Raw genomic sequence first — 15,027 nt, 5'->3', positions numbered from 1 at the left:
CTATGGCCAACCCACTTAAAGATTTGTATTCGCCTGCTTTTTACGATAGGTTAAGCAATGCCTTATCCATTACCGTACCCGGATTTGATCAACCAAGGTTTCTGAAAAATATTTTCAGTCCTGCATTTCCATCCATGGAGCTAAAAGAAAGGATGAAACATACTTCGAAGGTTTTGCATGGTTTTTTACCGTCAGCTTATCCTCAAACGATCTTACTCATCAAAAAAACAATTGGACAGTTACGTTTACAGGGTATTGGTGAAGATGGACTGGCCTACATGTTCCTGCCGGATTATATTGAAACTTATGGCATAAACGATTTTGAGAATTCGGTGGAGGCATTAGAATTTGTTACCCAGTTTGTAAGCTGCGAGTTTGCCGTACGGCCTTTTATCCTGAAATACGAAAACGAAATGATCAAGAAGATGCACGATTGGTCGTTACACAGCAGCCATAAAGTACGCAGGCTGGCCAGCGAGGGCAGCAGGCCACGTTTACCATGGGCTATGGCTATCCCTTACTTGAAAAAAGATCCTTCCAGCATTTTACCCATTCTGGAAAACCTGAAAAACGACTCGTCCGAATATGTACGCAGAAGTGTAGCCAACAGCTTGAACGATATTGCAAAAGATCATCCCCTGCTGGTGGTTAACATAGCAAAAAACTGGTCGGGTTTAAGCCCAGAAACCGATGCCGTTGTTAAACACGGTAGTCGAACCCTCTTAAAACAGGGGCACGCAGATATTTTGAGGCACTATGGTTTAAATGATGAAGGGATTGTGCTGAAAGATTTCAAAGTATTGACTTCAGCAATAAAAATTGGTGAGAGCCTGGCCTTTTCATTCTCCATACACAATCAGAACCAAACGGAACAAAAAGTAAGGCTGGAATATGCTGTTTATTATAAAAAGCAGAATGGGAAGAACACTAAGAAAGTGTATAAAATTTCGGAAAGGATTTACCCTGCAGGTGCAGAAGTAACTATTGTGCGTAAACAGAAATTTGTGCTGATTACCACGCGTAAATTCCATTTGGGCGCCCATCAGGTTTCGATGATCATTAACGGTGCGGAACAGGAATTATCACATTTCGAATTAACTGCTTAGTTTGGCCATAAGCTCATCAAGCAAAGCAATCTGTTTTTCATTAATGTATTTGGTGGCTTCGGTATAATTAAACCATGCAGCTTTGTCTATTTCGGCAAAACTTTGTTTTTTACCCGAACGGGGCGGCCATTCTATTTCGAAAGTATTACTTATTACTGCAGTAGGATCAAGCTCTCCTGCCACGGCCCAGCACAATACTTTTTTACCACCTTTTTGTACAATTGGTTGCAGGGGGATAAAATCTCCAGCCAACAGCTTACCGGTTTCTTCTTCAAATTCTCTTATTGCTGCCTTTAAATAATCCTCGCCTTCGTTCGGTTCGCCTTTGGGTATGGTCCAAAAACCCATATCTTTTTTGGCAAAAAACGGTCCGCCTGGATGCACCAGAAAAAATTCGATCTGTTGTGCCTTTTTTCTGAAAAGCAAAATGCCTGCGCTTAATTTCATTATAGAAAGGTAGGGATTTATACCCAGAGAAGTCAAGTTTTAAAAACTTGACTTCTTTATACTTATCCATAAAAAAACAAAAGCAGTTAGATTTTTCGTCTAACTGCTTTTGCAATCTAGTATGTTGAGAATTTTAATGAGGATTAAAGTAATCCGTACAAACCGTGGGCATAATTCCTCAAAGAAGAAGATACGGTCTTCATCTTATCGGGAGATGGCCCCTTAACTTTATAGGCCTCTGGATGAAGCGCTAAAGGTTGTTCTTCAGTGGTCTGTTCTGTTACGTTTCTGTTGCTTAATGTAGCATGCTGTTCTTCGCTTAATTTTAAAGGTGCCATGTTATCGAATTTATACTACAATAACAGGCATCGTAAAAATAAGTTTGCCGAATGGTACAATTTTTTAAAAATTATTTTTCGATGCTGGAAATCCAGTTCTCGGTATCAGAAACTTTTATCGGTACAGCTGATGCCACAATCTTCAATACTCCGCCAGCATTAATATCTTCTTGGGTAATGTAATTCTTTTTAAAAGGCTTTCCGTTCAAAAAAACAGCTTTAATATATTTGTTTTTTAAGCTAAAATTTTCCGTCTCTACCGTAAAAACCTTTCCTTTTGGCAAATTATAGCTTACTGATGGAAATAGGGGCACATTTAAATAATATACCGGCCAGCCAACACAAGCCGGAGAAAAACCACTTGCAGCAAATACATACCAGGCGCTCATGGCACCAGCATCATCATCCATGGTGCGCAGGTAAGCATGAGGTTGGTTTCTGTAAATTTTACCGATATAACTTCCAATTCCCCTGCTATTATCATTAAAGTAATTCTGAATGACGGTATCAGCGGCCAGCTGGTGCATCCAATATTGTGATTTATAGCCCGATTTGGTTACATTGTACATCAGCGGCACCTGCAGATCGGGCTCATTGGCATGGTTATATAAATCTTTTGCAAAAAACTCATCCAGTTTTGCCAGATAGGCTTCTTCGCCTCCATCAAGCTCTACCAGGCCTTTAAAATCGTAAGGTACAAACCACCTGTACTGCCAAATGGTTCCTTGGTAAAGTCCTCTGGCCTGCATCCGGTCTACATCATTCTTGGTCAGATCCTTAAAATCTTTGTTCCAGTATTTTTTATATTCTAATGCCTTATTGAGGTAAAAGGCCGATTTTTCCTTATCCTTTAAAATCTCAAAGATCTGCGCCAATGCCCAATTGTCGTAACTCGATTCCAATGCTTTGTCTGGCGATTTATAATCCAGGCCATTTACTTCTTTAACCAGCGAATCGGCAATTTTATTAAAATCAACAGGATATCCTTTTCTGTAAGCATCCAATAAAACTACAATGGCATGCTCCGAGCGTACGGTATTGGATGGTTCGTTCTGCCCCGCATAATCTTTTTTACCCGAATGATAAAGGTCGGCTATTGAAGTAACCATACCCTTATAACGGTCTTGGGCGATTAAAGAAAGTAGCGGCAGCTGGGTACGGTAGTTATCCCAAATGGCCCAGCCATTGTAACGGATTTCTTTATCCTGCTGCGTTTCGCCTTTAGTATTGCGGTAGCTGCCATCGGTTTCAGAAATAACATAAGGCGATTGCATGGTGCGGTATAGCAAAGAGTAGAAAAGTTTGGCACTTTCCAAATCGCCGTTTACAGAAATTTTTGATAAATTGGTATTCCAATCGGCCTTGCTCTGCTCTTTTACGGTATTAAACGGATTTTTATTGATAGCCGATTTTGCCGCTTCGGCACTTACAGAAGAGAGTGCGATATTGATGCCAACCGATGATACACCATTGCCAAGCAGAGCGATCATTTTATGTTCATCAACCGTTTTCCACGATACATTGTTGTCGAATTCCAGGTAATAAAACAATTTATACTTGCCTGCCCCGCAGGTTGTTTTTGAGGTAATCCATCCGCTTACTGCATTGCCATTTACCTGGTGCGCCTCGGCAACAAAAGCACCGTTAAAGGCGTAACCTAAATCGAGGTAAAAGCCCTTGGCCCCTTGCGGAAACTGATAGGCGTGCTTCCCGGCTTTACCCAAAACGGTAAAACTCGCCTTAATTTTATTTTCAAAACCCACTTCATAGTAGCCCGGACTGGCTTTTTCGGCAACTTTGATCAGTTCTGACTGTGCTGGATCAATACCTAAAAACGGTTTGATAAAAATATTCCCGCCCGAACCCTGGCAACCAACTCCTTCAAAACGGTTGTGTGTAAAGCCTTCGAACTTTTTGGCCAGATACTCATAACCGGTATGCGTTTTAGGATAGGTTTGTGGTCCGATGCTAAGCATGCTAAAAGGGGCCGAAGCTGCTGGAGACATCTGGCCGTGATCGGCAGAAGAACCTAAAAAAACATTTACCTGATCTACAGGTTTTGCAGTCTTGATCGAAAAATCAGTAGATTTCCGCTGAGCTAAAACGTTTAACGAAACCAACATTAAACATGTTGATATTTTTAAGAAAAACTTCATTTATGGTGTTATTGTTAAATTGCGCCAAAATAACATTTTAACATGAAGTAGCTATTATGTTTTAGGTTCTTTACAAAAATGGGCTTAAGCACAAAAAAAAAGCCATTCCGAAAATCCGAAATGGCCCTAATATTCTTTTTATGTATTAACTATTTAATAGCAACCGGAACTGAGATTTTATCCCAATCTAAAGAAAAACCGCTTTTGGTAATTTTATATACCAAACGTTCTTGGGTTGCTTTTAAAGCTTTGGTTTTAACATCAACACGTAAAGCATCTTTAGCTTCTTCGTATTTGTAAGCGCCCCATTGTTTTGGTTCTTTGTTAAAAATTGCTGTCCAGGTTCCGCTTTCTTTAGGGATCAGGAAGAAACTGTATTTACCTGCTGGCAAAGCCTTTCCTTCTACCATAAGATCTTTATCTGTTTCGAAAGTAGTTGCTTCGTTTGCGCCCGCACGCCAAACTTTATCCCAAGCTTCTAAACCGCCCCAAATTTTACGCCCTTTCACTGCAGGGCTACTGTAGTTAATGGTAATTGTTGCGCCTTTAACCTTTCCTGTTGCGGTTGCTGCTGGACTTGGTTTTGGTTGAGCATCTTGTGCCATTGCACTTACAGAAATGGTAATTGCTGTAAATAGCAAGGCGATTGATTTAATCATCGTTCTCATAGTATTGTATTTATCTGTTTTTGTTGTTTTTTGATTTTACGAATTTATGGCTTTAGCTCGATAAAACAATAATCCTATTGTCGAAAAAAGTAAGTTACGGTTTTACAATTTTATTGCTTGCCCGCTACCGCCCGCTCGCTAAGCTAAAGGTACGCAACAGTTTATCTTTTCTGCTCCCAAATCTTATTATAGCGCCCAGGCCATTATGAAAAATTCCTTCATTCAGTACGATTTCTTTTTCAACCAATTCGATACTGTTCTAATTGGCAGATCTAACCAGTTGACTATAATTTCTCCAGCTGCTTTTCTGGTTGATAAAATAATCGCCCCAGTAAAGAAAAAATAATTACGGCAGCAGCTCCAATTACATTTAACCAGAGAAAGGAAACAATATCGAACTCATAAACGGCAATAACTGCAATTTCTGATAAGATTGCAGCAATAAACACCAGTGGGCCGTTTATCTTTTTAAAATAAAAAGCAACCAAAAAGATACCCAGAATCGGGCCATAAAACAATGAGCCCAGTATGTTTACGGCTTCAATTAGCGAGCCCATCTGCGTAGCAAACATGGCAACTGCTATAGAAAAAATCCCCCAGGCTAAGGTATGTAGTCGGCTGTAACGCAGTTCGGTCAGCTCATCTACCTCTTTTTTACCGAAAATGAGGTGTATATCTTTTAATGAGCAGGCAGCAAGCGAGTTCAGTGCGGCAGAAATAGAACCCCAACTGGCCAGGAAAATTACCGCGAAGAGCAAACCAACCATGCCTACCGGAAGCGTGTTTTTTACAAAATATAAAAAGATGTAATTGGTATCTGTTTTCTCGGCATTATAGTTCGATTGGTTAATAGCCTCTTCTACCCTTGTGTGCAGCGCCTTAACTTGGCTTTGAGTGGTTTTAAAATCTGCTATCGAAGCATTTAATAAACTCGATTGCTTTTCTTTTTCGGAAAGTATATTTTTTGAAAGCTGATTAAACTTTTTCTCTAAAGCATTGTGTTCTTTTTCAAAAACTGCAGCCTGTTGGGGGTTGGTATCTTTTAAATATTGATAGGAACGCTCGTTGAAATAAATGGGCGCAGGTTTTAAAGAAAAGAAAGCGAACAATAAAGCACCGATTAACAGAATGGCAAACTGCATGGGTATTTTAACCAATCCGTTTAACAATAGACCCATTTTTGCATTGGCATTGTCTTTAGCGGTAATATATCTACCAACCTGACTCTGATCTGTACCAAAATAAGAAAGTGCCAGGAAAAATCCCCCAATTAAGCCGCTCCATATGTTGTACTTATCTTTCCAATCGAATTCGGTAGTGATTACATTTAATTTACCCGATTTTCCGGCAAGGTAAAGCGCATCTTTAAAGCCTATTCCGTTTGGCATGTGCTGCACCAATAAATAGCCTGCGAAGGCCATGGTGCCCAGTATAATTAAAAACTGTAGCTTTTGCGTGTGGGCAATGGCCTTTGCACCGCCAATGTAGGTGTAAATTAAAAGGATGCCACCGGTTAGCAGATTGGTTAAATAAATATTCCAGTTTAAAACGCTTGATAAGATAATACTCGGTGCATAAATACTGATCCCTGTTGATAGGCCACGCGAAAACAGGAACAATAGCGAGGTGAGTACCCTTGTTTTTTTATCAAAGCGGTTTTCTAAATATTCGTATGCGGTATATACATTAAGTTTCTGAAAAATAGGGATAAAGGTGATGCAGATGACAATCATGGCCAATGGCAGACCAAAATAGTATTGAACGAAACGCATACCATCGGTATAAGCCTGCCCAGGGGCCGATAAAAAAGTAATGGCACTGGCCTGTGTGGCCATTATACCCAATAGTACAATATACCAGGGCATTTTATTATCGGCCTTTAGGTAAGAAGCATTGCTCTTCTGCCCACGGCCAATAAAAACACCATAGGCCACAACAGCAAACAAAGTAAATATCAATACCAGCCAATCGATATTACTCATGCCCAAAATTTAGTAAAGAGGTAATAAAATATAATCTGAAACAAAAGTGCCAATGCCAAAAGCATGTACCAGGTGTTCCAGTTTTTAAATTGGTTTTTCATTTACTTCCCTGCCGATAAAAAATTAAAGAATAACCTGGCTGCGCCAACATTTCCGGCCGGCAGCTGTCTAAAAAATGCTAAAGGCGTATAGATAAAATTTCCTTTTCCGTATTTAGCATATAAGGTAGCTCCCTGGAGCGGTTCTTCATCCGTATCGTGCATTTCGAAAAGTGGCTCGTATTTAGCATCCCATTTATCAGGAAAATAAGCCCCGCGTTCCTGAACCCAGCCTTTAAAGTCATCGGCTGTTATTTTATTTGGATAAGTTAAGAGTTTGTGGTTTGGATTTAAAAGCTTCACCTCGGCATTTTCTTCGGTTACCCTTTTACCACTGATGCTAAATGGATAAATACCAAAATCCTGAAGGGCCATATCCTGCGTGGTATTGTACTGCATTACAATGGTTCCTCCATTTTCTACATAGCCGCGCAGGGCCGCCTGCCAGTTTTTGATTCTTTTTTCGGTATTGATTACCCTAACACCGGTAACCACGGCATCGTAAGTGGCCAGTTTTGCCGCGTTTAAAATATCAGCTTCGGTAAGTACATCAACCTGAAGGCCTGCCTGTCTTAAAAATTCAGGGATCAGGTCGCCGGCGCCTTCAATATAGCCTACTTTTTTTGCCATTACTTTTACATCGCCTTTTATTAACCAGGTTGTTGCCGGCACAAAATACTGTAATGATGGTAAATGCGGGTATTGGATAAGCACTTGTCCTTTTGAATATTCGTTGCTCTCTGATGAAAAGATGGCCTCAACCTTATTCTGGCTGGTTTTAATTTTGGCCAGGTCTTCAACCGGAATTAAAAAGTTCATGGTATTGAGTGTATTCTCTGCCAGATTAATGCCCTGAAAAGTTTTAATTACCTGCCCCCCAATCCTGAAACTGACCTTGCCATAGTTGATATTTTTGTTCGCTTTTAACCGCAGGCTGATATTGAGCGGCTCTTTTTCTTTTGCGAAGTAAACCGGTTCGGTAAAACTTAAATCAAGTGCCGGGATAATCCGCAATGCTTCTACCACATCGCCTTTAACCGGATCGAGTTTTTTGTAAGATAGCGGCAGTTGAACATCAAACTTTTCATTCTCTATTTTTAAGCTGAGCTGTACATTAATTGGCGATTCCATCTCTGCAAGTCCGATCAGGGTATCGTTGGCTACGCTAAACGTGGCTGCATTTTTTGCTGGTGCGGCCAGCCAATAAGGCTCAGTGGCTGAAGCATTTGCCGGAATCTGGATTTTTCGTTCGATTGTTATCAACGAATCGCCTGTTAATTTACGGCTTAGGTTATCGGTTTGGTTCAGCCAGTTTACCTGCTCTACTGTTACCGGGGTAGACGACCTCGAAATTAAGTTTAACCTGAAATTATAACTGTTTCCGGCAATGGCTTCGGGCTGATTGGTTACCACTTCGCCCATAAAACCTATGCAGCTCAAAATAATGTGGTCAATTGTGGCAAGTTTATCTTTTCTAAGGCCTGCATCCTGCAGTTCACTTATTTTTTTCCGCAGCATTAATAGTCCATGCAAACTTTTATCCGGCTGGTTATAGTTGAAAGATAAAAGCGTAATATCAATCAGTTCATCAATATCAGCTATCCCTTTATCCGACCAGTTCATGCTCAATCCATCAAAAAGCGATCGCTTTGCAGCATCGCCCAGAACGGGTGTAAAATATTCGGAACGTACGCCTGCTACCGATTGTGTACCTGCACCCTGACTTTTATGTAAACTCCGGCTCAAGCCTGCCAGCTCGCCATAGCCCATCCCCAACTGGGCATCGTATTGGCCTACGGTAAGTTTTAACTGATTTTCGGCCGTGGTATTTACGGCACCGAACCTGAAAGTATTCCACAATAATCTTTTTGGCTGCCATACCGAAACATATTTCAACTGGTTAGGGAACATATTTTTATCGGCCGCCGCCTTAAATGCTTTTTCTGCAACTACAGCAGAAGCCGCGTGCTGGCCATGCCCAGCTGCTGCTGTAGGCGGAAAACGGCAGATAATCACATCCGGTCTGAATTTACGGATCACCCATACCACATCTGCGGTAATGCTATCAGCATCCCATTGTTTAAAGGTATCGTTTGTATTTTTAGAAAAACCAAAATCAATGGCACGGGTAAAAAACTGCTGGGCTCCATCCAGTTTGCGGGCTTCCAACAGTTCGTGTGTTCTGATCAGGCCCAGGGCTGCACCCTGTTCGGTACCCAAAAGATTTTGGCCACCATCGCCCCTGGTTAGCGATAGGTAGGCCGTTTCTACATTTTCTTCATTTATTAACCAGGATAGTAAACCTGTATTTTCATCATCTGGGTGAGCGGCTAAATATAAAACCTTGGGCAGGTGCTTTAACGTTTTCAGTTCCCTGTAAATCTCTGCAGATTTTGCGGGCCGTACCTGTTGGGCGGCACAAAAAAATACCGGAAAGCATAAGGTGAATATAGCAGTTATTCTTTTGAACATCATATTTGTTTTGCGAAATTCAAATATGCTCAAAAAGCTTTTACTTTAATGCCTCGGAAACGAAAAAGGTACAAAAAATGCCTAGTTCTTTTTATAGGCTGCAAAAATAGATTCGAGTAAATGGATGTATATCGTTATCCCCTCCTCTATCTCTTCGATCAGCACAAACTCGTCGGCAGTATGCGATCTGGCCGATTCGCCCGGACCCATTTTTACCGAAGGCATAGCCAGCCAGCCCTGATCGGAACTTGTAGGGGAAATATAGGTTTTTCTGCCAAGGGCCAAACCAGCAACAACCAAAGGATGGAGCAGGTCGATGTTGGATGGATTAAGCACATTGGCACGTACGTTGAAACTGCAAACCGTATGGTTAATAATTACATTTAGTATTTCGCGTGGTGTATAATTGTGGTCAAAGCGGATATCGACCGTAAAAGTGCATTCGCCCGGAACGATATTATGCTGCAGTCCGGCATTGATCTGGGTAACGGTCATTTTAACCGGTGGAGGCATATGGTCTTCAATTGGGAACTGGTAGTGCGAAAACCATTCGATATCCTTTATGGCTTTGTAAATGGCATTATCGCCCTCCTCTCTGGCCGCATGACCCGAACGGCCCCGCGCAATGCAATCGATCACCATCGATCCTTTTTCGGCAATGGCCATGTGCATACCCGTTGGTTCGCCCACAATGGCAAACGAAATAGGTTTAAGATCGGCCAAAATGCTTCTGATCCCATTTTCTCCGGAAGTTTCTTCCTCCCCGGTTGCAGCAAGGCACAAATTAAATGGAAGGCGCTGCGTGTGGTAAAAATAAATAAAGGTAGAAATGAGCGATACCAGCGAAGCTCCTGCATCATTGCTGCCTAAGCCATGCATTTTTTCGTCGTAAACGCATGGGTTAAAAGGATCGAGCGTATATTGTTCGTTGGGTTTAACCGTATCGTGGTGAGAGTTGAGCAGAATTGTTGGTTTTGCACCATCAAAGTATTTGTTGTAACACCAAACGTTGTTGTTTTTCCTGATGGTATTGATGCCGTGCTTCGCTAAATGTGATTCAATTTCATCGGCTGTACGGTTTTCGGCACCACTGAAAGACGGAATAGATATGAGTGTTGCCAGAAGTGATAAAGCTTCGTTATACAACTGGTTTAAATCTTGATGTGTGCTAATTTGTTTTTCGGTAATGTTCATGGCTAGGTATTAAATGCTTTTTAGGTTTAGGTTTTGTTGTAACCGGAGCGTATTTTCTGCTTTCGCAATTAAATTATCTATATGCTCAGGACTGAATAGCATGGCTGTACAAAGGCAGTTGCACCTATTTTTACGTTCGAGGATATCGTAGTTGACACAACTTTTGCAGCTATCCCAAAAAGTCTCATCCTGTGTAATTTCAGAAAAAGGTACAGGTTCAAAACCAAGCTGGGTATTCATTTTCATAATGGCCGCACCTGTGGTAATACTGAATATTTTTGCATTGGGATAAGTGCGGCGCGACAGACTGAAAATCCGGTTTTTAATGCCCTTAGCTACGCCTGAGTTTCTAAATTTTGGGGCTACAATAAGTCCCGAATTAGAGATAAAATCTGCATTCTGCCAGGTTTCGAAATACGAAAAGCCTACCCATTCGCCCTTATCGGTAACGGCTATTACTGCTTTCCCTTCGTTCATTTTTTGGATAATGGATGCAGGGCTCCTTTTGGAAATCCCCGATCCTCTTACCAGTGCAGAACTTAGTGTTTCCGACACAATTTCATCTGCATATCTGGCATCTTCTTTTGTTGCAGCGCGAACAAAAATTATTGGATTTTTCATTTTAAAAAAATTTCATACCAGCACATCATCAAAAGAAGTGCCCGCCACCAAAACCAAACACAAAACACTGATAATCAACGTTAAAATTTTAAACCGATTAATCAAAATGAATGATTAAACTAAAAAGCCTTCCATTTTGAAAGCCTTTTTATCATATTGAAAAGCTTTTAGTCATTTGTAGTAAAAAAGCTGTTTGGGTTTAGCAGCAATTTGGCCCCCGATTTATCTTAAACATTAAATATTTAGATATTTTTATCCTTAATATTGCACCATAAATTTAAGTTATGAATGGGATAGTCCTCATCATTGATGATGAAAAGAAAATCTGCAGTTTGCTTTCCAGGATAATAGAACTAGAGGGTTTTAAGACCTTACAGGCCAATACCGGAAAAGAAGGCTTAAAGCTCCTTAAAAACAACGATGTGAGCATTGTAATCAGCGATGTAAAACTTCCCGATGTTAACGGTGTGGCCTTGGTTAAAGATATTAAAGCCTTGAAACCATACGTAGAAATTATAAACCTTACCGCCTACGGAACCATTGCAGATGGCGTTTTGGCCATTAAAAACGGAGCATTTGATTATTTGGTGAAAGGTGATGACAACGATAAGATTATACCGCTTTTGTACCGCGCCATGGATAAATCCAATCTGCAGCGCAGGGTGGCCGAACTGGAAAACAAAATTGCAAAAAAACACAGTTTCGAAACCATTATTGGCCAATCTAAAGCCTTAAAAGAAGCCATAGAACTGGCCAGAAAAGTAAGTGCCACAGATACCACCGTTCTACTCCTTGGCGAAACGGGAACGGGGAAAGAGGTTTTTGCCCAATCTATCCACTATGCAAGCCCCAGGGCCGATAAACCATTTGTAGCATTAAACTGTAGCGGGTTTAGTCCTGATTTACTTGAAAGTGAACTGTTCGGGTATAAAGCCGGTGCTTTTACCGGTGCCAATAAAGACAAAAAAGGCTTGCTTGAAGAAGCCAATGGCGGTACGCTGTTATTGGATGAAATTGGCGAAATGAACCTCGATCTACAGGCCAAGTTATTGCGTGTTTTAGAAAGCCAAACCTTTATAAAAGTGGGCGATACCCATACCCAACAGGTAAATGTTAGGATTTTGGCCGCAACCAATAAAGATTTAAAAGGTGATGCGGCAACAGGAAAATTCCGTTCAGATTTATACTACAGGTTATCGGTTTTTACCATTACGCTGCCACCGCTCCGCGAGCGCAAAGCGGATATCCCGGCACTGGCAAAACACTACCTTAAAGAGTTTGCCAATAAGGTAACCAGAGCTGCTCCCAAAATGGATGATAAGCTGTTAGCTATTTTGGCCGATCACAGTTGGAAAGGCAATATCCGCGAGCTTAAAAATGTAATCGAGCGATTGGTAATCCTTTCAGACGGCGATACGCTAAGCACTGCGGCGCTGCCACCAGAGTTTTTCGAATTTATACCGGCAGAAAACGACTACAATTTACAGCAGATAGAAAAACAGCATATTCAAAAGGTACTCATACACACCAAAGGCAACAAAACTGAAACCTCACGTTTATTGGGAATTGGTTTAACTACACTTTACCGTAAAATAGAGGAATATCAGATTAAGGAGGTTTAGAGGGGAGCTGAAAGACCAGAGGTTAAAGCTGAAAGCTAAAAGTCCAGGGTTAGCGGTCCGAAAGTTGAAAAACTTGATGCTTCGGGAAAAGACTTAATGGCGATACTCCTTGTACACCTCTTCCATTTCCCCCCTATACATTTTCCATTTTACATCACCCATCCCCACCTACGCACCAAACCTGATCCATTTATCGCCTTCATGGCCAAAAATAAAAGAACCTGGATGCAGCATTTCGGCAATATCTTCTATCAGCGACACGGCATGTTCAGCAGTTCTCTCGCGGTTTACATCATCATTCAACAAAATAATGCGGTTATGCTGTACAGCCTGCCATTCGGTATTTAGCACCGCTGGTACTTCGCGCATTAAATCGGTAAGGGTTTTACCAGGCTGATAGTAAATAATAAAAACAGCATTAAGCACATCCGTTTCAACCATACCACCTGCCAAAGCCATTTCTTCGGTTAACAGGTAAGATGGATTATTCGCGGTATCCAAGCAGCTTACAGGCATTTTATCCATAAATTTAATCTTGTGTTCCACTAAATCCAAACGTTCCTGTAATTCTTCCTGTTTAGCAGCATCAAGGCCAATAAATAAATCGTTTAAAAAAGACATCTGCATTAAATTTATTAATTTGTGCAAAAATAACATTCCTTACCGCATGCGAGGCTCATTTAAATATATATTTTGGATTTTTTGCATTACCCTATTTTTTTCTTGTAAGGAAAATACCGAGCATAAAGACAAAAAGGTTTTTAATATCAACCTCGATCAGGGTTTAACCTCTATCGATCCGGCATTTGCCCGCAACCAGAACGCCATTTGGATCACCAATCAAATATTCAACGGATTGGTTCAGGTCGATTCTTCCCTACAAACCATGCCCTGCATTGCCAAAAGCTGGCAGGTTTCTAAAGATGCCCTAACCTATACCTTTAACCTGCGCAACGATGTTTATTTCCATGATGATCCGATTTTTAAAAACGGAAAAGGCAGAAAAGTTGTAGCCAGCGATTTTGTGTACAGCTTTTACCGTTTAATCGATCCAAAGGTTGCCTCATCTGGCGGTTGGATTTTTAGCGATAAAGTGAAGGACCAAAGTAATTTCATTGCCATAAACGACTCTACTTTTCAAATCAAGCTGGTACGCCCCTTTCCTCCCTTTATGAGTTTACTTACCACCCAGTACTGCTCGGTTGTACCGCACGAAATTGTTGCACATTACGGTAAGGATTTTAGAAGTCACCCCATCGGTACGGGGCCCTTTAAATTTAAATATTGGAAAGAGGGCGAAATTTTAGTGCTGTTGAAGAACGGGCATTATTTTGAAAAAGACACTAACGGAACAGCTTTGCCCTATATTGATGCAGTAAAAGCCTCCTTTATTACCGATAAACAAAGTGGTTTTATGAGTTTCCTGAAAAAAGATCTCGACTTTTATTATAACGTAGACGGGAGTTACCGGGATGACATTCTAACCAAAAGCGGCAAAATGGCTTCCAAATACAAAGGAAAGTTTACCTTAACCAAAAGTCCTTACCTGTGTACCGAATATGTGGGGATACTGGTTGATACAGGCTTGGCCATTGTTAAAAAATCGCCTTTGCGTTTTAAGAAAATCAGGCAGGCCATAAATTACGCCATTGATAGAGACAAACTGATTAAATACCTTCGGAATGGCATTGGCGTAGCTGCTACATCGGGTTTTATCCCCAAAGGCATGCCCGGTTTCGATAGCCTGGCTGTTCGTGGTTATGCCTATAATCCAAAACTTGCGGCAAAACTTTTGGCCGAGGCAGGTTATCCGGAAGGCAAAGGATTAACCGAAATTACCCTGAATACCACCACCACCTATAAAGATCTTATCGAGTTTATACAGGGCGAGCTGAATGCTGTTGGCATTAAAACTAAAATCGATGTTAGCCCAAGTGCCAGTTTAAGGGATCTGATGTCGAAAAACCACGTAAACTTTTTCCGCGGCTCCTGGCTTGCAGATTATGGCGACGGCGAAAATTTCCTGTCGATGTTCTATTCTAAAAACAAGGTGCCTTATGGACCCAATTACACTGCATTTTATAACCAGGAATTCGACCGTTTATTTGAGCAAAGTTATTACGAACCCAACAATGAAAAACGTTATGTACTGTACCGTAAAATGGATCAGATTGTGATGGATTATTCGCCGGTTGTACCGCTTTTCTATGATCAATCGGTGGTGATGCTGCAGAACAATATTTCTGGTTATTCCTTTAACCCCCAAAGCCTGATGATTTTGAAAAGAATCAAAAAAGGTTAGTTTGGAATATTATTTTTAGGA

General features: G+C 41.0%; 12 protein-coding genes. 3 read left to right on the top strand and 9 right to left on the bottom strand.

Annotation, left to right across the window (positions count from 1 at the left end):
• Positions 1-2: 2 nt before the first annotated feature.
• Complete coding sequence (locus ACS5PU_RS12075; protein ID WP_439459420.1) at positions 3-1,106, top strand: DNA alkylation repair protein; 1,104 nt, start codon at positions 3-5, stop codon at positions 1,104-1,106.
• Here ACS5PU_RS12075 and ACS5PU_RS12070 read toward each other — a convergent pair.
• The 8 genes from ACS5PU_RS12070 to ACS5PU_RS12035 all read right to left on the bottom strand — a co-directional run bounded on the left by ACS5PU_RS12070 (position 1,095) and on the right by ACS5PU_RS12035 (position 11,082).
• Positions 1,095-1,553, bottom strand: coding sequence for an NUDIX domain-containing protein (locus tag ACS5PU_RS12070; RefSeq protein ID WP_439459419.1), 459 nt, complete (start codon positions 1,551-1,553; stop codon positions 1,095-1,097). The two genes, ACS5PU_RS12075 and ACS5PU_RS12070, sit on opposite strands and share 12 nt — an antisense overlap.
• A 143-nt stretch (positions 1,554-1,696) precedes the next feature.
• On the bottom strand, positions 1,697-1,891 hold the full coding sequence (locus ACS5PU_RS12065; RefSeq protein WP_439459418.1) for a hypothetical protein: 195 nt from the start codon (positions 1,889-1,891) through the stop codon (positions 1,697-1,699).
• 71 nt (positions 1,892-1,962) lie between these two features.
• Positions 1,963-4,047, bottom strand: a complete 2,085-nt coding sequence (locus ACS5PU_RS12060) for a glycoside hydrolase domain-containing protein (RefSeq protein WP_439459417.1) — start codon at positions 4,045-4,047, stop codon at positions 1,963-1,965.
• A 149-nt stretch (positions 4,048-4,196) separates the two neighbouring features.
• Positions 4,197-4,706, bottom strand: a complete 510-nt coding sequence (locus tag ACS5PU_RS12055; protein ID WP_439459416.1) for a DUF2911 domain-containing protein — start codon at positions 4,704-4,706, stop codon at positions 4,197-4,199.
• A 293-nt stretch (positions 4,707-4,999) separates the two neighbouring features.
• Positions 5,000-6,697 (bottom strand): sodium:solute symporter, encoded by a 1,698-nt coding sequence (locus ACS5PU_RS12050; RefSeq protein ID WP_439459415.1) that lies wholly within the window; start codon positions 6,695-6,697, stop codon positions 5,000-5,002.
• A gap of 101 nt (positions 6,698-6,798) precedes the next feature.
• On the bottom strand, positions 6,799-9,270 hold the full coding sequence (locus ACS5PU_RS12045) for a PIG-L family deacetylase (RefSeq protein WP_439459414.1): 2,472 nt from the start codon (positions 9,268-9,270) through the stop codon (positions 6,799-6,801).
• A gap of 78 nt (positions 9,271-9,348) precedes the next feature.
• Complete coding sequence (locus tag ACS5PU_RS12040; RefSeq protein ID WP_439459413.1) at positions 9,349-10,461, bottom strand: M20/M25/M40 family metallo-hydrolase; 1,113 nt, start codon at positions 10,459-10,461, stop codon at positions 9,349-9,351.
• Between the two features lie 9 nt (positions 10,462-10,470).
• Positions 10,471-11,082: an N-acetyltransferase gene (locus tag ACS5PU_RS12035; RefSeq protein WP_439459412.1), complete on the bottom strand. Its 612-nt coding sequence runs from the start codon at positions 11,080-11,082 to the stop codon at positions 10,471-10,473.
• A gap of 284 nt (positions 11,083-11,366) precedes the next feature.
• On the opposite strand from ACS5PU_RS12035, the gene ACS5PU_RS12030 reads away from it, so the two are divergent.
• Entirely contained in the window at positions 11,367-12,704 is a 1,338-nt protein-coding gene (locus ACS5PU_RS12030) for a sigma-54-dependent transcriptional regulator (protein WP_439459411.1), read from the top strand.
• A 168-nt stretch (positions 12,705-12,872) separates the two neighbouring features.
• Here ACS5PU_RS12030 and ACS5PU_RS12025 read toward each other — a convergent pair whose 3' ends face one another.
• Positions 12,873-13,325, bottom strand: coding sequence for a hypothetical protein (locus tag ACS5PU_RS12025; protein ID WP_439459410.1), 453 nt, complete (start codon positions 13,323-13,325; stop codon positions 12,873-12,875).
• A 19-nt stretch (positions 13,326-13,344) separates the two neighbouring features.
• Between ACS5PU_RS12025 and ACS5PU_RS12020 the strand changes: the two genes are divergently transcribed.
• Entirely contained in the window at positions 13,345-15,006 is a 1,662-nt protein-coding gene (locus ACS5PU_RS12020; protein ID WP_439459409.1) for an ABC transporter substrate-binding protein, read from the top strand.
• Positions 15,007-15,027: the final 21 nt, after the last annotated feature.

Source organism: Pedobacter sp. GSP4 (assembly GCF_051857575.1).
Lineage (GTDB): Bacteria > Bacteroidota > Bacteroidia > Sphingobacteriales > Sphingobacteriaceae > Pedobacter.
The sequence above is the reverse complement of the archived record's forward strand: the minus strand, read 5'-3'. Positions and strand labels throughout refer to the sequence as shown.

Bases quoted from the DNA above. Each gene is read 5' to 3' on its own strand.
- ACS5PU_RS12040 (WP_439459413.1), bottom strand. From the start codon at position 10,461: ATGAACATTACCGAAAAACAAATTAGCACACATCAAGATTTAAACCAG.
- ACS5PU_RS12025 (WP_439459410.1), bottom strand. From the start codon at position 13,325: ATGTCTTTTTTAAACGATTTATTTATTGGCCTTGATGCTGCTAAACAG.
- ACS5PU_RS12060 (WP_439459417.1), bottom strand. From the start codon at position 4,047: ATGAAGTTTTTCTTAAAAATATCAACATGTTTAATGTTGGTTTCGTTA.
- ACS5PU_RS12065 (WP_439459418.1), bottom strand. From the start codon at position 1,891: ATGGCACCTTTAAAATTAAGCGAAGAACAGCATGCTACATTAAGCAAC.
- ACS5PU_RS12055 (WP_439459416.1), bottom strand. From the start codon at position 4,706: ATGATTAAATCAATCGCCTTGCTATTTACAGCAATTACCATTTCTGTA.
- ACS5PU_RS12050 (WP_439459415.1), bottom strand. From the start codon at position 6,697: ATGAGTAATATCGATTGGCTGGTATTGATATTTACTTTGTTTGCTGTT.
- ACS5PU_RS12075 (WP_439459420.1), top strand. From the start codon at position 3: ATGGCCAACCCACTTAAAGATTTGTATTCGCCTGCTTTTTACGATAGG.
- ACS5PU_RS12045 (WP_439459414.1), bottom strand. From the start codon at position 9,270: ATGATGTTCAAAAGAATAACTGCTATATTCACCTTATGCTTTCCGGTA.
- ACS5PU_RS12030 (WP_439459411.1), top strand. From the start codon at position 11,367: ATGAATGGGATAGTCCTCATCATTGATGATGAAAAGAAAATCTGCAGT.
- ACS5PU_RS12070 (WP_439459419.1), bottom strand. From the start codon at position 1,553: ATGAAATTAAGCGCAGGCATTTTGCTTTTCAGAAAAAAGGCACAACAG.
- ACS5PU_RS12035 (WP_439459412.1), bottom strand. From the start codon at position 11,082: ATGAAAAATCCAATAATTTTTGTTCGCGCTGCAACAAAAGAAGATGCC.